At 56.7% G+C, this 19871-nt stretch carries 16 protein-coding genes; 5 read left to right on the forward strand and 11 right to left on the reverse strand.

The window, feature by feature from the left end:
- Nucleotides 1-2 precede the first annotated feature (2 nt).
- Together HPDFL43_RS18395 and HPDFL43_RS18400 are read right to left on the reverse strand one after the other, a co-directional pair.
- The gene (locus HPDFL43_RS18395; RefSeq protein ID WP_007198912.1) at nt 3-359 is read right to left on the reverse strand and encodes a cupin domain-containing protein; all 357 of its coding nucleotides are present in this window, start codon (nt 357-359) and stop codon (nt 3-5) included.
- 10 nt (nt 360-369) lie between these two features.
- A complete protein-coding gene (locus tag HPDFL43_RS18400; protein ID WP_007198913.1) occupies nt 370-1623 on the reverse strand; it encodes a sarcosine oxidase subunit beta in 1254 nt (417 codons plus the stop codon).
- A 270-nt stretch (nt 1624-1893) separates the two neighbouring features.
- On the opposite strand from HPDFL43_RS18400, the gene rpsU reads away from it, so the two are divergent.
- Complete coding sequence (rpsU, locus tag HPDFL43_RS18405; RefSeq protein ID WP_342586398.1) at nt 1894-2187, forward strand: 30S ribosomal protein S21; 294 nt, start codon at nt 1894-1896, stop codon at nt 2185-2187.
- A gap of 237 nt (nt 2188-2424) precedes the next feature.
- Nucleotides 2425-3213 carry a tetratricopeptide repeat protein gene (locus HPDFL43_RS18410; protein ID WP_425348861.1) on the forward strand — a complete coding sequence of 263 codons (789 nt, stop codon included), beginning with the start codon at nt 2425-2427 and terminating at the stop codon, nt 3211-3213.
- Between the two features lie 233 nt (nt 3214-3446).
- On the opposite strand, the gene HPDFL43_RS18415 is transcribed toward HPDFL43_RS18410, so the two are convergent.
- The 8 genes from HPDFL43_RS18415 to HPDFL43_RS18450 all read right to left on the reverse strand — a co-directional run bounded on the left by HPDFL43_RS18415 (nt 3447) and on the right by HPDFL43_RS18450 (nt 14741).
- On the reverse strand, nt 3447-4844 hold the full coding sequence (locus HPDFL43_RS18415) for an NAD(P)(+) transhydrogenase (Re/Si-specific) subunit beta (RefSeq protein ID WP_007198917.1): 1398 nt from the start codon (nt 4842-4844) through the stop codon (nt 3447-3449).
- Between the two features lie 10 nt (nt 4845-4854).
- Nucleotides 4855-5274, reverse strand: a complete 420-nt coding sequence (locus tag HPDFL43_RS18420; RefSeq protein ID WP_007198918.1) for an NAD(P) transhydrogenase subunit alpha part 2 — start codon at nt 5272-5274, stop codon at nt 4855-4857.
- Nucleotides 5274-6425: a Re/Si-specific NAD(P)(+) transhydrogenase subunit alpha gene (locus HPDFL43_RS18425; protein ID WP_007198919.1), complete on the reverse strand. Its 1152-nt coding sequence runs from the start codon at nt 6423-6425 to the stop codon at nt 5274-5276. The genes HPDFL43_RS18420 and HPDFL43_RS18425 overlap by 1 nt, the downstream gene beginning before the upstream one ends.
- Nucleotides 6426-6502: 77 nt before the next feature.
- Entirely contained in the window at nt 6503-6727 is a 225-nt protein-coding gene (locus HPDFL43_RS18430) for an aa3-type cytochrome c oxidase subunit IV (protein ID WP_007198920.1), read from the reverse strand.
- Nucleotides 6728-6848: 121 nt separating this feature from the next.
- Nucleotides 6849-7583, reverse strand: coding sequence for an N-acyl amino acid synthase FeeM domain-containing protein (locus tag HPDFL43_RS18435; RefSeq protein WP_007198921.1), 735 nt, complete (start codon nt 7581-7583; stop codon nt 6849-6851).
- A gap of 221 nt (nt 7584-7804) precedes the next feature.
- Complete coding sequence (locus HPDFL43_RS18440) at nt 7805-10117, reverse strand: putative bifunctional diguanylate cyclase/phosphodiesterase (RefSeq protein WP_007198922.1); 2313 nt, start codon at nt 10115-10117, stop codon at nt 7805-7807.
- 156 nt (nt 10118-10273) lie between these two features.
- Complete coding sequence (locus HPDFL43_RS18445) at nt 10274-13756, reverse strand: indolepyruvate ferredoxin oxidoreductase family protein (RefSeq protein ID WP_007198923.1); 3483 nt, start codon at nt 13754-13756, stop codon at nt 10274-10276.
- A 214-nt stretch (nt 13757-13970) separates the two neighbouring features.
- Nucleotides 13971-14741, reverse strand: coding sequence for an SDR family NAD(P)-dependent oxidoreductase (locus HPDFL43_RS18450; protein ID WP_007198924.1), 771 nt, complete (start codon nt 14739-14741; stop codon nt 13971-13973).
- A 238-nt stretch (nt 14742-14979) separates the two neighbouring features.
- Here HPDFL43_RS18450 and HPDFL43_RS18455 point away from each other — a divergent pair, with 238 nt between their 5' ends.
- Entirely contained in the window at nt 14980-15564 is a 585-nt protein-coding gene (locus HPDFL43_RS18455) for a TRAP transporter small permease subunit (RefSeq protein ID WP_040450518.1), read from the forward strand.
- Nucleotides 15557-17371 (forward strand): TRAP transporter large permease, encoded by a 1815-nt coding sequence (locus HPDFL43_RS18460; protein WP_007198926.1) that lies wholly within the window; start codon nt 15557-15559, stop codon nt 17369-17371. The genes HPDFL43_RS18455 and HPDFL43_RS18460 overlap by 8 nt, the downstream gene beginning before the upstream one ends.
- A gap of 329 nt (nt 17372-17700) precedes the next feature.
- Here HPDFL43_RS18460 and HPDFL43_RS18465 read toward each other — a convergent pair whose 3' ends face one another.
- The gene (locus HPDFL43_RS18465) at nt 17701-18807 is read right to left on the reverse strand and encodes a TRAP transporter substrate-binding protein (protein WP_007198927.1); all 1107 of its coding nucleotides are present in this window, start codon (nt 18805-18807) and stop codon (nt 17701-17703) included.
- Nucleotides 18808-19105: 298 nt separating this feature from the next.
- On the opposite strand from HPDFL43_RS18465, the gene HPDFL43_RS18470 reads away from it, so the two are divergent.
- Nucleotides 19106-19870 carry a gamma-glutamyl-gamma-aminobutyrate hydrolase family protein gene (locus HPDFL43_RS18470; protein ID WP_007198928.1) on the forward strand — a complete coding sequence of 255 codons (765 nt, stop codon included), beginning with the start codon at nt 19106-19108 and terminating at the stop codon, nt 19868-19870.
- Nucleotide 19871: the final 1 nt, after the last annotated feature.

Genomic DNA, 19871 nt, shown 5'->3' on the forward strand with positions numbered 1-19871 from the left:
GGTCAGATCTTGGTCTTGGTCACGGCGGTTTCAGGATCACCGGTGTTGGGTGTTCCTGCCGGCTCAATGATAATTAGATGGGTTTCCTCGTCGGCCCGCGGACAATGTTCAACGCCCTTGGGCACAACGTACATTTCGCCCGGACCGAGCACCACGTCGCCATCACGCATCTGGATGGTCAACCGCCCCGCAAGTACGAAAAACAGATCGTCAGTATCCGGGTGAGAGTGCCAGTTGAACTCGCCCTTTACCTTGACCACCATCACATCGTGGCCATTGAAACCGGCAATAATCTTCGGCGACCAAAGATCGTTGAACGCGGCGAGCTTGTCACCCATGTTGATTGCAGTTTGGGTCATCCGAGCTGCCTCAATGCGCCACGGCCGCCGCCGCCGCCTCGTCGATAAGGCGCCCGGTCCTGAAACGCTCGAGATTGAACGGTGCATTGATCTTGTGTGGCTCGTCACGCGCGATCGTATGAGCAAAGACATGCGCTGACCCGGGCGTTGCCTTGAAGCCGCCGGTACCCCAGCCGCAATTGACATACAGCCCTTTGACCGGGGTTTTTGACAGGATTGGCGACCGGTCAGGCGTCACGTCGACGATGCCGCCCCAGGACCTGAGCATCTTCATGCGGGTAAACATCGGGAACATCTCGCAGATCGCGTCGAGCGTATGGCTCAGAATGTGAAGCCCGCCGGTCTGGGAATAGGAGGTGTACTGGTCGGTACCTGCGCCGATCACCAGTTCGCCCTTGTCCGACTGCGAAATATAGGCGTGTACCGTGTTCGACATGACCACGCAGGGAAATGCCGGTTTGACCGGTTCGGAAACCAGCGCCTGAAGCGGGTAACTTTCCAGCGGCATGCGCACTCCTGCCATTTCCATGATCACCGAGGTATGCCCCGCAGCAACAACGCCGACTTTCTTGGCGCCGATGAAACCGCGGCTGGTGTCGACCCCGGAGACCGAACCATCATCAGAGCGGCGCACGCCGGTGACCTCGCAGTTCTGAATGATGTGAACGCCCATATCGGCCGCTGCGCGCGCATATCCCCAGGCAACAGCATCATGGCGCGCGGTGCCCCCGCGGCGTTGCAGCGCGGCACCCACGACGGGATAACGCGCCGATTGCTGAATATTGAGAGGCGGACAATAATCCTTCGCCTGCTCGGGCGTCAGCCACTCATTGTCGATACCGTTGAGCCGGTTGGCGTGGATGTGCCGCTTGAACACCTGCACATCGTGAACATTGTGCGCCAGCATCATCACGCCGCGCGCCGAGTACATCACATTGTAGTTGAGATCCTGTGACAACCCATCCCAAAGCTTGAGCGCATGATCATAAAGCCCGGCACTTTCATCATATAGATAATTGGAGCGGATGATGGTCGTGTTGCGGCCAGTGTTGCCGCCGCCGAGCCAGCCCTTCTCGATCACCGCAATGTTGGTGATGCCATGCTCTTTTGCCAGATAATAGGCAGTCCCCAGGCCATGCCCGCCTGCACCGACGATGATGACATCATAGTCTTTGCGCGGCTCGGGCGAGGTCCATTGCGCAGACCAGCCCTTGTGGCCGCGGAGCGCCTCGCGGGCGACGGCGAAAGCGGAGTATTTGCGCATAAAGATGTGGCTCCAGATTTTTCCGTATGAATTCAGACAAGCAAAAGCAAATTCAATTGCACGGCATCGGCTGTTTTGCGACTCCAAGGCGGCAATCAATGTCGCACCGCGTCATCAAACACGGGCACATCAAGCCGCATACCGAAAACAAGCCAGCCAGCCGCATGAAAAATAGGCGATAGCAGATGTTGTCAAGCGGCCAGGGACTGGACTTATGCCGGGGAAACTGGTATCTGCCCACTCAATCGTAAAGCCCCTGGTCGAACGAACATAAATTGTTTGTTCAATAAGGGTTGCTTCAACCAACCAAAAACTCGAAGGAACGGGATTAACGTGCAGGTACTTGTCCGCGATAACAATGTCGATCAGGCGCTCCGCGCTCTCAAGAAGAAAATGCAGCGTGAAGGCATTTTCCGTGAAATGAAGATGCGTGATTTTTACGAGAAGCCATCGCAGAAGCGTGCGCGCGAAAAGGCTGAAGCTGTCCGCCGCGTCCGCAAGCTGGCCCGCAAGCGGGCACAGCGCGAAGGCCTTATCGGCGGCGGTCGCCCGGCTTCGCGCTGATTTAGCCGTTTTTTTGCCCTTTTAGGCTTGCATGCATATGAGGCGGAGACGAAGATTCGTCTCCGCCTTTTTGCGCACAGGCTCTGATTGAATCGCCGGGGATTTAAACAGGTCGCTGCATTTGAACTGGGTTGGCGGCACGGGGTCTCCCGCTGCCGTTTGTAGGGGACACGAACGATGCGTTTAACTGCGGCAATCAAGGCAAAAGACCGGATCCCGGGCATCATGCGACCATGGATGATTGCTGCTGCGGTGGCCATTGCAGTGTCCGGCTGCTCCACCAGCTCGCCGATCGACACAATCCAAATCGACCGGACCCAGGGCACCGAAGAGAACATCGCCTCACTGACGGAAGTGATCCGCCGCAACCCGAGCGATCCTGAAGGTTACAATGTCCGTGGCGCGGCCTACGGGCGCTCCGGCCAGTTCCGCAACGCACTTGATGATTTCAACCGGGCGCTTCAACTCAACCCTTCTTTCTTCCAGGCCTATGCCAACCGCGCGCTCATTCACCGCTCCATGGGCAATGTTGTGGAAGCGGCGAATGACTACAATCGCGCCCTGCAAATCAATCCGCGATATGATGTCGCCTATATCGGCCGTGGAAATTTGTACCGCCAGGCCGGGCGCAACAATGAAGCCATGGCAGACTACAACCGCGCCATCAATCTCGAAACAACCGATCCGCGTGCCTATCACAACCGCGGACTTATCAAGCAATTGCGCGGGCAGCACCCTCAGGCCATCGAGGACTTCTCGACCTCGATCTCGCTGGCTCCGAATTCGCCTGAGCCCTACAATGGCCGCGGCATTTCCTATGTCGCGCTCAATGACGATGAAAACGCCTTCAGCGATTTCAACCGCGCAATCGAACTCGATCAGCGGATTGCTGAATCCTGGGCAAACCAGGCATTGATTTACGAGCGCCGTGGCGACAAGGCCCGGGCCAAGCGGTCCTATGCCCGCGCGGCTCAGCTTGATCCGAAATATCGGCCGGCGATCGACGGTCTGGCGCGCGTTCGCTGATCAGCATCGCCTGCTCTACAGGCAAGTTCACACCTAGACAAAATTCACCTTCCCGCTGCCTCAGCCAGGTAGAAACCGCCCCGCGAGAGGCAACGGTTTGGCTGTGCCAACCTGCTTGATAGTCAAACCGGGGCAACACAAGGGTATGGGCAGGGAAACAAAAAGGCCCGGCAACAACCGGGCCTTTTTTCTACATCAGATTCAACCGAACAAAACGGATATTTGAGCACCAATCAGTGATCGATCGCCTTGACGATGTCGTCGGTCATCTTCTTGGCGTCGCCCAAGAGCATCATCGTGCCATCCTTGTAGAACAGCGTGTTGTCGATGCCCGCGTAACCCGAACCCAGCGAACGCTTGACGAACAGACATGTCTGCGCCTTGTCCACATCAAGGATCGGCATCCCGTAAATCGGCGAGGTCTTGTCATCGCGTGCGGCCGGGTTGGTCACATCGTTGGCCCCGATCACGTAGGCTACATCAGCCTGAGCAAATTCCGAGTTGATGTCCTCGAGTTCGAAGACCTCGTCATAGGGCACATTGGCTTCCGCGAGCAGAACATTCATGTGACCAGGCATGCGGCCTGCCACCGGGTGAATGGCGTATTTCACCTCAACACCATTTTCCTTGAGCTTGTCGGCAAGCTCACGGGTAGCATGCTGGGCCTGTGCCACGGCCATGCCGTATCCAGGCACAATGATCACCTTGGATGCATTGGCCATCAGGAAGGCCGCATCATCAGCGGATCCCATCTTGACCGTGCGGTCGATATCATCACCACCCGCAGCCGCGGTTTCTCCACCAAATCCGCCGAGGATGACTGAGATGAACGACCGGTTCATACCCTTGCACATGATGTAGGACAGGATCGCACCGGAGGAACCAACCAGCGCACCGGTGATGATCAAGGCGAGATTGCCCAGCGTGAAGCCGATGCCGGCTGCAGCCCATCCCGAATAGGAGTTGAGCATCGACACCACCACTGGCATGTCGGCGCCCCCGATCGGGACGATGATCAGCACACCGAGGATCAGCGACAACAAAACGATCAGCCAGAACACCGTGTAGCTTTCGGTGAAAACCAGAACGCCGATCAAAACCACGATACCGATACCCAGTGCCGCGTTGATCACATGCCGCATTGGCAACATGATCGGCTTGCCAGACATCCGTCCATCAAGTTTGAGAAACGCGATGATCGAACCGGTAAAGGTGATGGCGCCGATGGCCACGCCCAGCGACATTTCGATCAATGCCTGGGCATGGATTTCACCCACTTCGCCAATACCGAAGGCATGCGGCGAATAGAGTGCGGCAGCAGCTACCAGCACGGCAGCGAGGCCCACCAGACTGTGAAAGCCCGCAACCAGTTGCGGCATCGAGGTCATCGCAATCTTGCGCGCGATGTAAGCGCCCGCGCCACCACCGATGGCGAGACCGGCGATGATCATCACAAAGCCGCTAAAAGATGGCTGAGCAAGAAGCAGCGTGGTGACGATGGCGATCGCCATCCCGATCATGCCGTACATGTTGCCCTGACGCGAAGTCGTCGGATGCGACAGGCCCCGAAGTGCCATGATGAACAGGACACCCGAAACGAGGTAGGCGAATGCGGCGAAATTCTCTGACATCAGCCGGACCTCACTTCTCTTTTTTCTTGTACATGGCGAGCATGCGCTGGGTTACCAGAAACCCGCCGAAGATGTTGACCGAAGCCAGCACCAAAGCGACGAACCCAAAGCCCGTTGCCCAACCTGAAAGGGATGCCCCTACAGCGAGCAGCGCCCCAACCACAATCACCGAGGAGATCGCGTTGGTCACCGCCATCAGCGGTGTGTGCAAAGCTGGCGTCACCGACCAGACCACATAGTAGCCGACAAAGATCGCCAGCACGAAGATCGCCAGGCGGAATACGAATGGATCAATTGCGCCACCACTGGCTGCATGGACGGCCGCCGCCACGCCATCACCAGCAGGTCCGGCATTTTCTGCTGCTGCGCGAACAGCGCTGACCGCCTGCTCGAGATTTTCAAGCGCTGTATCAAGTACGGAACCTGCCATCACGCTGCCCCCTTGCTGGTTTCACCGCCGAAGGCGGGATGAATGACTGCGCCACCATGGGTCAACGCGGTTGCCTTGACCAGTTCATCTTCCAGGTCGACAGAAACTGTCTTGCTTTCCTTGTCGATCATGGTGTCGAGGAAAGTCAGCAGGTTTTTCGCATAGAGCAAAGACGCACTCGCTGCGATCTGACCGGGCATGTTGAGCACACCAATCACGGTCACGCCGTCAATCGTGACGGTGTCACCGGGCTTGGACCCTTCAACATTGCCGCCGCGCTCCACCGCGAGATCGACAGCCACAGATCCCAAACGCATGCTCTTGAGCATGTCGCGCGAAATCAGTTTCGGCGCCGGTCGGCCTGGAATGAGAGCGGTTGTGATCACGATGTCCTGCTTGGAGATATGATCGGCCACCAGCGCCGCCTGCTTTGCCTGGTATTCCTTGGACATTTCCTTGGCGTAGCCGCCGGAAGTTTCCGCTGCCTTGAATTCATCGTCCTCAACCGCGATGAACTTGGCACCCAGCGAGGCGACCTGTTCCTTGGCAGCCGGACGAACATCGGTGGCAGAAACCGCTGCACCCAGGCGGCGTGCTGTTGCAATTGCCTGCAGTCCCGCAACCCCTGCGCCCATGACGAACACCTTCGCAGCCGGCACTGTGCCCGCAGCTGTCATCATCATCGGCATGGCGCGGTCAAAGGCATGCGTGGCTTCGATGACAGCCTGATAGCCCGCGAGGTTTGCCTGCGACGAGAGCACATCCATCGACTGTGCGCGGGTGATGCGCGGCATCAGCTCCATGGCGAAAGCGGTCACACCGGCCTTTGCAAGAGCGGCCAAGGCCTTCTCGTTGCCATAAGGATCCATTTGCGCCAGAACGATCGCACCTTTCTTGAGCGATTTCATTTCTGTTTCCGACGGACGGCGAACCCTGAGAACGACGTCGGCTTTCTTGGCGTCAGCGGCGGTTCCCGCCTTGGCGCCCGCAGCAACATAGTCGGCATCAGCTATCCGGGACTTTTCCCCGGCACCTTTCTGCACAATGACTTCAAGCCCAAGCGCGACCATCTTCTTCACCGTTTCGGGTGAGGCGGCGACACGCGACTCGAGCGAATCGGATTCTTTGGCTACATAAACTATGGCGCCCACGCGAGCCCCTCCTCTTGCATTTGGGATGAGGCGAGCCGGACCGGATCATTGATCCAGGCCCACCCGCGGCGACCGGGTCAGCGAGCGAGAATGCTGCCGCCGATGCTGAGAACCAGGAACAGCAGAAAGCTGACAATGGCTCCGGCAGAGGTAAAGAAATACGCAGCCATAGCGATCAGCAAAGCCACGACAATGATTGTTCCGTACTTGGCGCCAGCCAGGAACAATCCGTAGGTTTTCTCGTGCTCGGAATAATCCATCTCAGCACCGGTCTCGACTGGACCGCTCATCTGCTCAGCCATGCTGTAACTCCCCAATTGGCAATTAACGAGGGATTACACAATCAAATGGCAATGTGCAATGGACAAGCCGACGCAACAGATTTGCCGAACCCTTCCGAAGCGGAAAATCAGGTCGAATGGATCAGCCAAGTCGTGGCTGCACAAACCGTGCAGTGGGAAGAATGGTCAACGGCGTCAAACCCAATTCGGCTCGCGGTGCGAACATCATTCTGCGCTCAAAGGGCTGAGCCGTGAAAAACGGAAATCTGCTATAGATCGAGCTGCGCTCAAAATTCACCTCGGATGCATAAAGCTCGACCATTGAGGAAAACCGTTCGAGATATCGCGGCTCGACCAGCGGTTTTGAATTGAACACACGGGAATAAAACGCCTTGTGATTGGGCTTTACCACCGACAGACAATAATCAGCCTCAAAAAAATCACTGGCCATCGTCGCAATTCGCAACGTCAAGTAGGGAATGCCTGGCAGCTCTCGTAAAACCTCTGGGTCGGCTGCCAGTCGAACCGGATCTATAAACGTACGGCCGGCGGCCAGCAAATCACCCATTACGTCAGGAAAACACTCGGTTGCAAGCCCCATCGGCTCACCAGCGGTGACGTGGTGGATGCGGATGGTCGATACCAACCGTTCTTCGTAATAAATGCCAATCACATGAGCGTTGGGGGCGAAATCCTCGGGATCAATAATCGTTGTGCCCGACTTCGGAGCAAGACCGATCTGCTCAAAGGCCTTAAAGCGTACCCGCGCCACCGCCTCGAGGTCCTCCGAAGATTCAACCCGACGGTATTCAACCCTGTCCAGCAGTTTGAAAAGACGCTTCGTGAAGCGCGGTAGATCAGGTTTTTCGCTTACCATTTCTAGCCTCATTGCCATTCGCAATTAAAGCTTATCGTTAAAAACCGGTTAATCAACAGCGTTGAGCTGATTGACAGTTTAACTTCTCATTAAGGTTAATTTATATTGATTAGAAACTACTAAAGCATGTTGTACCTCTCCCCAAAACGGAGCAGGTCTGCAAGGAAACTGAAATTGGGTGAATTAGGCGCAAAAAGCCTAGGCTTGGCCTGCGTCCGTTTTCAGGCGCGACCTGACAAAGAAAGCTTACGCATCGATTTGTTCGATTGGCAAAGTCTTATTGCCAATTCCTCAAAAGCGCTCGACAACATAGGTGCGCCGAAGATGTAGCCCTGGATGAGATCGGCGCAATTGTTATCCCGGATCAACGTCAGTTGAGCTTCGGTCTCCACGCCTTCGACGATGATATCAAGCCCCAACTCGCGGGCCAGATTTACAACGCCCCGCAACAGTTTCAGCTTGCGTGGATCTTCCGTCAAATTGCTGACGAAAGACCGGTCGATCTTGACCTTGTTGAGAGGAAGCAGGTCCAGATAGCTCAAACTGGAATACCCGGTACCAAAATCGTCGATTGCGATGGTCATTCCCATCTTCCGCAATTCGGAAAGAACTGCACGCGCAGTCGCAAGGTCTTTCATCAAACCGCCTTCGGTTACCTCAACCTGGAGCCGCTCAGGTGCCAGACCACTCTCCGAGAGTGCATCCGAAATAACAGAGACAATCGCCCGATCACCAAGATCATGGGCTGACAAATTGACCGAAACAAACATTTCCTCTGGCCATTCCATGCATGTCCGCACCGCCTGAACAATGACACTCCGGCTTAGTTCGCCGACAATTCCCATTTCCTCAGCCAAAGAGATATAGACCGCCGGAGAAACAGGACCAAATTCCGGATGATTCCAACGCGAAAGAGCTTCGGCGCCGACAATTCTGGTTCCTTCAGGATTGAACATCGGCTGATAGGCTAGCGTGAGGGACTGTGTCTGGATCGCGTCGCGCAGATCGGTCTTAAGACGTTGGCGGCGGCTGTATTCCCGATCCATCTCCTGCTCGAACAGAAACCAGTTTTCCTTCTCATGGCGCTTGGCTTCATAGAGGGCGAGGTCAGCCTGGATGTGCATGTCCTCGATCTGCGCCGTGTCAGCCCTGGACATGGCCACCCCGGCGGAGAAGTTGATGAACAGCTTGTGACGGTCGATGACATAAGTTCCAGACAACGTATCGAGCACTTGATTCATTGTCTCCCTAAGGTCAGCCTCGTCAGCAATATCGGGCACAAACAAGACAAATTCGTCGCCGCCGAACCGGGAGACCACGAGCTTCTGGCGCGACATTGATCGCAACCGAGCTGCGACCGCACTCAACAACTTGTCGCCGCTGACGTGCCCCATGGTGTCGTTGACGTGTTTGAAATCATCAATATCCAACACAACCAGCGCAACGTTTCGTTCGCACTTTTGCTTGGAGAGCTTGAGGTCAACTTTCTCTCTGAACCAGGAACGGTTCGGAAGACCGGTCAGGTTATCGAAACGCGCCATATGGAGAATGCGCTCTTCCTGTTCGATGCGCGAAGTCACGTCTTCAAAGATCAGGACTACGCCATTGCTCCGGCGCTGCCGAGAGGTAAACTCAAGCCAGACCTTGTCATCAAACTTGATTAGTGAACGGACGTCCTTTCCAGAGACGAGTTTTTCCAACTCCGTTGAAATTTTTATGAGGTTTTCGCGGGGAATGCTGCCGTTGCGAGCCCTTAAGCGCAAGGCTGCCCGGAGCGCGCGCCCGCGCAAGTTCATTGTTGAGTCCAGTTCAAAGATTTCCCGCGCCTTGTGATTGATGACCTCAATCCGCCCTTGGCCGTCGAGCATGATAAGACCATGCGACATATTGTTAAGCGCGGTGTCAAAGCGCTCTGCAATTTCCGCGGTCTTGCGTTCCGCGATGACCGTGTTGAACAGAAAATCACGGACCCCGTTTGCCATGTCGCGTGTCGTCAGGAACAGTGGCAGCAATAGCATCGCCATGACGATCATATAGGGGTCACGAAGCAGGAGAAAACCGGCCATCAGCGGAAGGCAAGCCGCCAGAATCATCATATCTACATTGAGTTTTGATCCAAAATTTCGACCAACGACCGATATCATGCTGGCGAGCGTGATAGAAATAGATACCAATTCGGCGAAGGGGTCCTGGGATATAACCAGCGCATAGGCGCACATGATGCCCAGAACAAGCGCACCGGCTACAGGTCCCGCAACATAGCGCCGCTCCCAGTGCAGTGTATCTGACAGGACAAAGGTACCTTTGTCGCAACGGTCGAACGCCTGCATATCAAGCATTCTTAACGCCCAAATGCCAAACAGGGAAAAAGCGCAAAACAGGTAGTAGGGATCATCAAGCCGAAGATATATAGCGGTCGCAGCAACCACGTGTGCAATCATGCCGGCAAAAAGCGTGCCCCGCTTTTCGTAGAGCGACGACACAAATGAAAGGCGGACATCATCCGCAATAGCTGTGCTGTTCGCTGAGTGCATGAACACCGCCCTGTTTATACAAGGTTATGGCGTATCAGCAGGGTATTAAGATTGCATTTACCGGGCATACAAAATCATGGGTGGGACGATCCCAGAGCACCGGCTAACAATATCCAGGGTCAGAAATACAGTTTGATATCTTTATCAAAAGAAGCGTTATTCCGCAGCAACACCTGAGACAACTTCCTTAAATTCGGCCATTGACATCTTCAGCCTCTGCTTTTCTTCCAAGTATGTTTCTGCGTTTGACTCCTTGACGTGCCCGTAACCTCTTATTTTCATTGGGTATGAGACGAACTCAGCGGCCAGGTCCACATTTTCCTGACGCAGGCTGTCTCTTACGAAATCCAGATCTGAGACAAATTCGGAAATCAGGTTGCGCTCCATCTTTCGCTCGGCCGTGTAGCCGAACGGATCAAGTGGTGTTCCGCGCAGAACCTTTAGTTTGGCGAGAACTGAGAACAGCGGGGCCATCCCGCGACCGAAAGATGTTTTGACCGGGTGACCCTGGCTGTTGACCCGGCTGAGAACTGGAGGAGCCATATGGTACTCCAGGCGCTCATAACTTTCGAATTGCTTCGCCAGTTGCCGCCGGAAGCTGCCGTCGCTGTAAAGCCGCGCCACCTCGTACTCGTCCTTATACGCCATGAGCTTGAACAAGGATCTCGCCGCCGCCGCCGATACCGGGCCGGGATGTCCACATACCCGGGTCTCTGCCTCGACAAGCGGCATCAGTGTCTCGCGGTATTTCTGAGCCCAGGCCTCGTTCTGGTAACTCACCAGGAACTCGGCACGGCGATCGATCAATTCCGCAACAGATGGTTCAGCCGCGTCCTCTGCCTGGATTTGAGGAGCTGCCAGCGTTGCCAACACACTCTGAGGGTCATGGCCAGCCTTTCGCCCCCAGCGAAATGCCGCAATGTTCATCGCTACGGAAGCACCATTTAATCGTATTGCCTCCTCCACGGTTTCTGGCGAAAGCGGCAAGGCACCCTTTTGCGAAGCCATACCAAGCATGAACATGTTGGCTGCAATCGCGTTGCCGAAAAGCTGCGTTGCCGCACGGGTGGCATCGAAGAATGTCGTGCACTCTGTCCCGGCAGCCTGGGCAATGGCCCGTTTCAGCCGCTCGGTTGGCAACGAAAAATTGACGTCACGGGTGAATTCGCCCGGCATGACCTCGCTGGTGTTGACCAGAAACGCCGTCTCTCCTTCGCGCACGGCCGAGAGCACCTTGCGTGAGCCCGACACCACCAGATCACAGCCGAGCACCAGATCCGCCTTTCCAGCCGAAATCCGGATCGCATGGATATCGGCCGGTGTCTTGGCGATGCGCACATGCGAAAACACCGCGCCACCCTTTTGCGCAAGCCCGGCCATGTCAATCATGCCACAACCCTTGCCTTCCAGATGCGCCGCCATTCCAAGAATCGCGCCGATCGTAACAACGCCGGTTCCGCCGACACCGTCGATGATCGAGGCCCAACCTTGCTCAAGCGAGGCAACCTTTGGCGCGGGCAAGCCGTCAAGCGGATCACCTGCCGTTTCGAGAAGGGTCTTGTCAGCCTTGCGGATCCGCGCGCCATGCACGGTTACGAATGAAGGGCAGAACCCCTCGATACAGGAGAAATCCTTGTTGCAGCCCGACTGGTCAATCCGGCGTTTGCGGCCGAACTCGGTCTCCAATGGCTGGATCGAGACACAGTTGGACTTCACCCCGCAATCACCGCAGCCTTCGCAGACCAGTTCATTGATGACAACGCGCTTGTCCGGGTCCGGATACGCTCCCCGTTTGCGCCGCCGCCGTTTTTCCGCTGCACAGGTCTGATCGTATAGCAGCACCGTAACGCCTGGGATTTCGCGCAACTCGCGTTGGACGGCATCCAGCTCGGAACGGTGGTGTATGCTGATGGCCGAAGGCCAATCGGTTCCCGCCGGATAACGGTCCGGGTCATCACTGACCAGCGCGATCCGGTCGACCCCTTCGGCGCGCACCTGCCGGGCGATCGCATCCGCAGTCAGGCCACCTTCGTGGGTCTGCCCTCCGGTCATCGCCACCGCATCGTTGTAGAGAATCTTGTAGGTGATGTTGGCACCAGACGAGATCGCAAATCTGAGCGCCAGAACGCCCGAGTGATTGTATGTTCCATCACCCAGATTCTGGAAGATATGCTCGCGCGAGCTGAACGGCGCCTGCCCAACCCATTGTGCGCCTTCGCCGCCCATCTGGGTAAACCCGGAAGTGTCACGATCCATCCACAGGGCCATGAAATGGCATCCGATGCCCGCAGCGGCAACAGAGCCTTCGGGAACCTTGGTCGATGAATTGTGCGGGCATCCGGAGCAAAAATATGGCGTCCGGTTCGCAACGTCGGCACTTTCCGCCAACATGCTTTGAAACTGGCGGATGCGTTTGACCTTGGCGTCGATTTCCTCGGTGTGACCGATGACCCGAAGCACCCGCTCGCCCACCGCCACTGCGATATCATTGGGGTCAAGCGCGCCCTTGACCGGGAATAGCCAGTCCCCGCGTTCATCGCGTTTGCCGACGACAACCGGCTGCTGCGCCGAGCCATACAGCGCTTCGCGCAACTGACTTTCCAGCAGCGAGCGCTTTTCCTCGACCACGATAACCATCTCGAGACCATCGACGAAGGCGGCCATGTCTTCGCGATCGAACGGCCATGGGCAGGCCACCTTGAACAGCCGGACGCCAATCTGGTTGGCCCGCGCCTCGTCGATTCCGATATCCTCGAGCGCCTGGCGCACGTCGAGATAGTTCTTGCCGACCGTCAGAATGCCGATTTTTGCATTAGCTCCACCCGAATAGATGATCCGGTTGAGCCCGTTGGCACGGATGTAAGCGCTCGCCGCATCCCGCTTGTATTCATGCAGCCGCATCTCCTGACCTAGGAAATCGAGATCATTCGCACGAATGTTGAGCCCGCCCGGCGGCATCGAGAATTCCGGAAGCACAATCTTGATACGGTCAAGCCCGGCCTCGACAGAAGCAGTCGATTCCACATTGTCCTTGACACATTTGAGCGCCGCCCAGGTTCCGGCAAACCGGGACATGGCGAAGCCGTGAAGGCCGTAATCGATCATCTCCTGCACACCGGCCGGATTGAGGATCGGAATCATTGTGTCAACAAAGTTGAACTCGGTCTGATGGGCGTTGGTCGAGCTTTCCGCAGTGTGATCGTCACCCATCAGCGCCAGAACGCCGCCATGCGGAGCCGTGCCGGCAAGATTGGCGTGCCGGAAGACATCACCGGAGCGATCCACGCCCGGTCCCTTGCCATACCAGATGGAAAACACGCCATCATATTTACCGGTCCCGTCGAGTCCCACCTGCTGGCTGCCCCAACAGGCGGTCGCCGCCAATTCCTCGTTAAGGCCTGGCTGGAAAATAATGTTCCGACTTTGAAGCTGGCGTTGTGCGCGCTCGATTTGTTGGTCCAGGCCACCCAGCGGCGAGCCGCGATACCCGGATACAAAACCGGCTGTGTTAAGCCCCGCAAGCCTGTCGCGCTCATGTTGCATCATCAACAACCGCACCACTGCCTGCGACCCGGTCACGAAGATCCGCTGCTTGGTCAGATCAAACTTGTCATCAAGCGAAATATCGTGCGCGGTCATTCAAGGCCTCCTCAACAGCCATTGGATCAAACGCCAACCAGCCCACCTACCAGTCGCTCTGAGCTTCTCCGAGCCTAATCCACCCAAGTGATATTTGGGTCCTTCTGTGCATCGGTCAATCGAATTCGTCGGCAATGCTCAACTGCGCAATCGTGCAGCGCCCCCAGCCCAACCGCCGCAACAATATGTCGCAGGAATGCCTTTTGCCGACAATTTACCTCCCGATCGAATGGCCGCCATCTATCGTGATCGCGCTACCGGTCATAAATTTCCCTGCACCGGAGGCAAGCAACAACACCGCCCCGGCAAGGTCACTTCCGTCGCCAAGCCGCCCCATGGGATTCTGACCCGCCATCACTTTGGCTCCAGGCCCCTTCAGGAAAGGACCAGTCAAAGCCGTTTCGAACCAGCCAGGACGGATTTCGTTGACGCGGATCTGGTGCTTTGCCCATTCCAGCGCCAGGCATCGGGTCATTTGGGTGACAGCAGCCTTCGAGGTGCTGTATGCAGCGACCTGGCGGATTGGTATCTCCGACAGAATGCTGGAGATGTTTATGATTGAGCCGCCATTCCCATAACGGATCATGCGCCGCGCGGCCTCCTGCGCAACGGCGAAAGCCCCGTCAACATTGACATCCATGACATTGCGCCACGTCTGAGCAGGAAGAGAAACTGCCTTGTCACGATGTGCGACGCCGGCATTGTTGATCAACACGCTGACTCGCCCCAGCTCCGCTTCAACCCGGTCAAATGCCGCAACAATCATCTGCTCATCGCGCACATCCAGCTCGACGGAAACTGCCGTAGCACCCCCGGAGCACAATGAAGCCGCCGCAGCTTGCGCGACTTCGAGGTCGATATCAGCCAGTGCAACCTTTGCGCCATTGAGCGCCAGAACGCCGGCCATCGCCACACCGATCCCGCCACCACCGCCGGTGACAAGCACGACTTCGCCAGAGACATCGAACAGTTCACTTGCACGCACTGAGTGCCTCCCCATTGGTCCAAAACCCCTATAAAATTTGGTATAGCGGGATGCTCTGCCGGACGCCACCACGGGCAACACATTCAACTGGTCAAATAAATGCACCACTCGTTGCTTTTGGAGCTTTTTTGCTGTTATGGACTGTCACAGCGCGGCATTGGTGATATTGAAGGCGAACAAGGGAACCGTGGTTGTTCGCACTCTGACAAATCAGAGGCGAACTGACCGGGAGGACATTATGGGAAGTCTTTTGGTGTTGAGCCGGTCGATCGACCGGATCAATGAGTTTGTGGGACGCAACGTGGGCTGGCTTGTGCTCGCCGCCGTGCTGATCAGTGCTGGCAACGCCACAACACGCAAGGCGTTCGACCTATCGTCAAACGCCTGGCTGGAAGTGCAGTGGTATCTGTTCGGAGCGGTTTTCATGCTCGCCGCCGGGTACACATTGCGCCGCAACGAGCATGTGCGCATCGATGTTCTGGCCGGCAATCTTGCCAAGCGGACCCGTGACTGGATCGACTTGTTCGGGCACATCTTCTTCCTGCTTCCCTTGTGCATCATGATGACCTATCTCGCTTGGCCGTTCTTCTGGCGGTCTTTCGAATCCGGAGAAATGTCCAGCAATGCCGGCGGACTTATCATCTGGCCGGCCAAGGCCACCATTCTGGTGGGCTTCATTCTGCTCACCGCCCAGGCCATATCCGAGATCATCAAGCGGATTGCCGTTATCCGCGGCCTCATTGAGGAGGAGCACGGTCATGATCACTCCATGCCGCCACAGGTCGAGGCCGCAGCGGAAATGAAGGACGGCAAAGATGCTTGATCTGATCGCTCACAATCTCGCACCGATCATGTTCATCACCGTGATGGCAATGCTCCTGATCGGCTATCCGGTTGCCTTCACTCTGGCAGCTGGCGGTATGTACTTCTTTGTCGTCGGCGTTGAGCTCAGCCATATCTCGCCTGAGATCCGCCTTTTCTGGCCGCTGGCTCAGGCCAACATGAACCGTGTCTTTGACATCATGCGCAATGACACATTGCTGGCCATTCCCTTCTTCACATTCATGGGCCTGATCCTCGAACGTTCGCGCATGGCCGAGGATCTGCTCGATACGATCGGTCAACTTTTCGGAACACTCCGCGGCGGATTGGCTTTTGCCGTCGTGCTGGTCGGAGCTTTGCTCGCCGCCACGACCGGTGTCGTCGCCGCTTCGGTGATCGCGATGGGCCTGATTTCATTGCCGATCATGATGCGTTACAACTACCACCCCGGGCTCGCAGCCGGCACCATTGCCGCCTCGGGAACGCTGGCACAGATCATACCGCCATCACTGGTGCTGATCGTCATGGCTGACCAGCTTGGCCGGTCCGTGGGTGACATGTATGTCGGCGCCTTCTTCCCCGCGCTGATCGTCGTGGGGATCTATTGCGCCTACATCTTTGCCGTAACCCTGGTAAAACCCGAGTGGGCACCTGCGCTGCCGCCCGAGGCCCGCCCCCTTGGTGACGGAGGACGCTCGCTTTACCTGATCCTGCTGATTGCGGTTGGGCTGTATTTCATCGGCTACTACTATGTTTTCGATCATCTGCGATTTGAAACAAGGGTTGTATGGTCGGCACTTGTCGCCACCGTTCTTCCATATGGATTCGCAATAGCAAACCGCGCCATGAAACTCGGTTATCTGTCGAAGATGGCGGAACAGGTGGTGATCGTTCTGATCCCGCCGCTGGCACTGATTTTCCTTGTTCTCGGCACCATCTTCCTGGGTATCGCAACCCCGACCGAAGGCGGCGCCATGGGCGCCACCGGCGCGCTTGTCATGTCCATAATGAAGCGCCGGCTGGACAAGAAAACACTCATGCAGGCGCTGGATTCCACCACGAAACTCGCAACCTTCGTGATGTTCATCCTGATCGGCGCCCGTGTCTTCGCCCTCACCTTCTACGGCATTTCAGGTGATCGATGGGTCGAAGAGCTTATGCTGGCCCTGCCTGGTGGAGAGACCGGTTTCCTGATCACGGTTTCAATCATCGTTTTCATTCTGGGTTGCTTCCTCGACTTCTTCGAGATCGCATTCGTCCTGGTGCCGCTTCTCGCACCGGTGGCCGAGAAACTCGGCATTGACCTGATCTGGTTTGGCGTGTTGCTGGGCTTTAACCTTCAGGCCAGCTTTCTCACACCGCCCTTTGGCTTCGCTCTGTTCTACCTGCGGTCGGTCGCGCCGGTCAAAGCCTGGTATGACAAAACCACGGACCGGATGATCGAGCCGATAACCACCAAGGCGATCTACACCGGAACCCTGCCCTTCATCGTCATACAGATCTTTATGCTTGGGCTCCTGATCGCCTTCCCTGGTCTCGTGACTCACTACAAGACTGACCCGTTGATCCTCGATCAAAGCGACATCAATGAAGAGATCAACAATATCGGCGGCGGCGGTTTCGGCCTTCCCGGTTCAGGGCTGAGCATTGATGGCGGATTGACCCTGCCCGGAGCGCCAAGCCTTGGTGAGCCTCCAAATCTGGGCGGGCCGGAAAGCGGCGGCGCGCTGCCGCCCCCCGGTGGTCTGCCCGCACCAGGTGGATTGCCCGCTCCAGGCGGAGCAACCGGCTTGCCGAACTTCGATTGACCTAGGGTCAGATAACTTGAAATGCTGAACCCGGCGGAGCATCTCCGCCGGGTTTTCAATTGCATGTTCTTAAGAGAGAAACCGTATGCCCCTTTGTACGAAGCCTCCGGCTCACCAAGGGCCAAGCCGGGATCAGGGGTTTGTTCTCACCGATGATGACAATGATCACATGAGGGCTTGTCTGCGGCTTGGCCGCGACCGGACAACCTTGGCGCAATACCGAGCGTTGTCATTGCAACAGGTAGAAAAACGTTGCCCCGCACAAGCAAAAGCCCCGGAGTTGTGAGAACCCCGGGGCCTTGAGATAACTTCGTTTGCCGAAGTCTGGCTTAGAGCTTGCCGCCACGCTGCTGGATCATCATGAACGTGTCCATGTTATATTCAGCCAGCTGCAGCCAGAGATAGCCGTCACCGCGGTAGCCCATGTAAGAATCATGCAGCTTCTTGAACTGCGCGTTCTCTGCGCTGATGTCCGCATAGACCTTGTTGGCAGCATTGAAGCAGGCTTCCAGGATTTCCAGGCTGTAAGGACGCAGCTTGGTGCCTTCGGCCACGAGCTTCTTCAGAGCCGGCGGATTGAGCGTGTCGTAACGCGCCATCATCACGCTGTTGGCAAGAGCGGAAGCCGTTTTCAGGACGCCTTGGTAAGCGCCGGGCAGCTCGTTGAACTTTTCAATATTGATCAGGTTCATAAGCGCAACGCCGCCTTCCCACCAACCGGGATAGTAGCAGAACGGAGCAACCTTGTTGAAACCGAGCTTGGAGTCATCGTAAGGCCCAACGAATTCAGCCGCGTCGATTGTTCCACGTTCCAGCGCGGCGTAGATATCGCCACCAGGGATATTCTGCGGAACAACGCCGACTTCCTGGATGATGCGGCCGCCGAAGCCACCGATACGCATTTTAAGACCCTGCATGTCGGCAACGGTGTTGATTTCCTTGCGGAACCAACCGCCCATCTGAGCACCGGTATTGCCCGCAGGGAATGCAATCATTCCATTTGTGGCATAGAATTCGTTCAGCAGATCAAGACCGCCGCCTTCATACAGCCAGCCATTGGTCATGCGCTGGTTGAGGCCGAACGGAACGCCTGTTCCGAATGCCCAGGACGGGTCCTTGCCGAAGAAGTAGTAGGATGCGGTGTGCGCCATTTCGATGGTTCCGTCGCGAACTGCATCGGCACCTTCAAGAGCACCGACGATTTCGCCCGAACCAAAGACCTGGATTTCAAAATTGCCATCGGTGGCTTCGCCCACCGCCTGTGCGAACACTTCCGCGGCACCATAGATGGTGTCGAGCGCCTTCGGGAAACCCGAAGAGCAACGCCATGTGATTTTCGGCAGTGTCTGTGCGATGGCCGGAGCGGCCAGAGTGGTCGCTGCAGCAGCGCCAGCGCCTGCAACACCAGCCTTTTTGATAAAGGAACGACGGTCCATAAATACCTCCCAGTTGAACTTGCGCCGCGAGACAAAGGGTCTTTCCCAGTTACCTGCCCCGGCGACATGCGAAGGACATAACCATGTTGCGAAAGGCCTTTCAAGCAAAAGCAGCCAATTTCAATCTGCAATGGTCAATTTTTTTGGCCAGTTTAGGAGCTAACCGAAAACCATGAATTGACCGTATCGCCGCATCTTTTCGCCCAAACATGGAGAATTGACAAAATCGCGGACTCCCGCAACAACCAAAGCGCCTGATTCAGCTCATCCGGGCACGCTTTTTCGAAGGATTGAAGCCATGCACAACGGTCTTGTGGCGATCCCCGCCGACATCCGCTCATTCGATGGATACACCTGGCACGCGGCGCCAGATCAGTACATTCGCGCCGCAATCGACGGCGCCGGCGTGTTGCCATTGGTGGTTCCCGCGCTCGAAGATGGCGCGGATGTCGATATGGTGCTGGACCGGGTCGATGGCGTATTGATAAGCGGTTCACGCACCAATGTTCATCCCTCCCATTACGGCGAAGAAGAGACCGAAAGCCATGGGCCTTTCGATCCGGCACGCGACCGTGTCAGCATGGAGCTGATCCGCCGTGCGATTGAACGCGGCATTCCGTTGCTGGCCATCTGCCGCGGAATTCAGGAGCTCAATGTCGCTCTCGGCGGCTCGCTGGCGACCGAGATCCAAGAGTTGCCTGGGCGGATAGATCACCGCAAGCCGGAAACCCCGGACAGGGATGAAGCATTCGCGATCCGACATTCCATCAAGATCAAGGAAGGCAGCTGCCTCGCCTCGATCCTCGGGAGTGGCGAAGCTCAGGTGAACTCCTTGCACCGGCAGGCTATTTCACGGATCGCTCCGCGCCTTGCCACAGAGGCTGTAGCGGAGGACGGAACCGTCGAGGCCGTCAGCGTGATCGACGCACCGGGATTTGCCATCGGTGTGCAATGGCATCCCGAATATTGGGTTGGCAGCGATCACGTCTCCGACCGCATCTTTGCAGCTTTTGGCGAAGCCGTTCGCACCCGCCACAAGCAGCCGGCCCAGGCCGCCGAATAGA

This window comes from Hoeflea phototrophica DFL-43, from assembly GCF_000154705.2.
In the GTDB taxonomy this organism is placed as follows: domain Bacteria; phylum Pseudomonadota; class Alphaproteobacteria; order Rhizobiales; family Rhizobiaceae; genus Hoeflea; species Hoeflea phototrophica.

What these genes read in the sequence shown, in the direction of transcription:
- HPDFL43_RS18395 (WP_007198912.1), bottom strand. Translation starts at nt 359, where the DNA reads ATGACCCAAACTGCAATCAACATGGGTGACAAGCTCGCCGCGTTCAAC.
- HPDFL43_RS18400 (WP_007198913.1), bottom strand. Translation starts at nt 1,623, where the DNA reads ATGCGCAAATACTCCGCTTTCGCCGTCGCCCGCGAGGCGCTCCGCGGC.
- HPDFL43_RS18410 (WP_425348861.1), top strand. Translation starts at nt 2,425, where the DNA reads ATGATTGCTGCTGCGGTGGCCATTGCAGTGTCCGGCTGCTCCACCAGC.
- HPDFL43_RS18415 (WP_007198917.1), bottom strand. Translation starts at nt 4,844, where the DNA reads ATGTCAGAGAATTTCGCCGCATTCGCCTACCTCGTTTCGGGTGTCCTG.
- HPDFL43_RS18420 (WP_007198918.1), bottom strand. Translation starts at nt 5,274, where the DNA reads ATGGCAGGTTCCGTACTTGATACAGCGCTTGAAAATCTCGAGCAGGCG.
- HPDFL43_RS18430 (WP_007198920.1), bottom strand. Translation starts at nt 6,727, where the DNA reads ATGGCTGAGCAGATGAGCGGTCCAGTCGAGACCGGTGCTGAGATGGAT.
- HPDFL43_RS18435 (WP_007198921.1), bottom strand. Translation starts at nt 7,583, where the DNA reads ATGGTAAGCGAAAAACCTGATCTACCGCGCTTCACGAAGCGTCTTTTC.
- HPDFL43_RS18440 (WP_007198922.1), bottom strand. Translation starts at nt 10,117, where the DNA reads ATGCACTCAGCGAACAGCACAGCTATTGCGGATGATGTCCGCCTTTCA.
- HPDFL43_RS18445 (WP_007198923.1), bottom strand. Translation starts at nt 13,756, where the DNA reads ATGACCGCGCACGATATTTCGCTTGATGACAAGTTTGATCTGACCAAG.
- HPDFL43_RS18455 (WP_040450518.1), top strand. Translation starts at nt 14,980, where the DNA reads ATGGGAAGTCTTTTGGTGTTGAGCCGGTCGATCGACCGGATCAATGAG.
- HPDFL43_RS18460 (WP_007198926.1), top strand. Translation starts at nt 15,557, where the DNA reads ATGCTTGATCTGATCGCTCACAATCTCGCACCGATCATGTTCATCACC.
- HPDFL43_RS18465 (WP_007198927.1), bottom strand. Translation starts at nt 18,807, where the DNA reads ATGGACCGTCGTTCCTTTATCAAAAAGGCTGGTGTTGCAGGCGCTGGC.
- HPDFL43_RS18470 (WP_007198928.1), top strand. Translation starts at nt 19,106, where the DNA reads ATGCACAACGGTCTTGTGGCGATCCCCGCCGACATCCGCTCATTCGAT.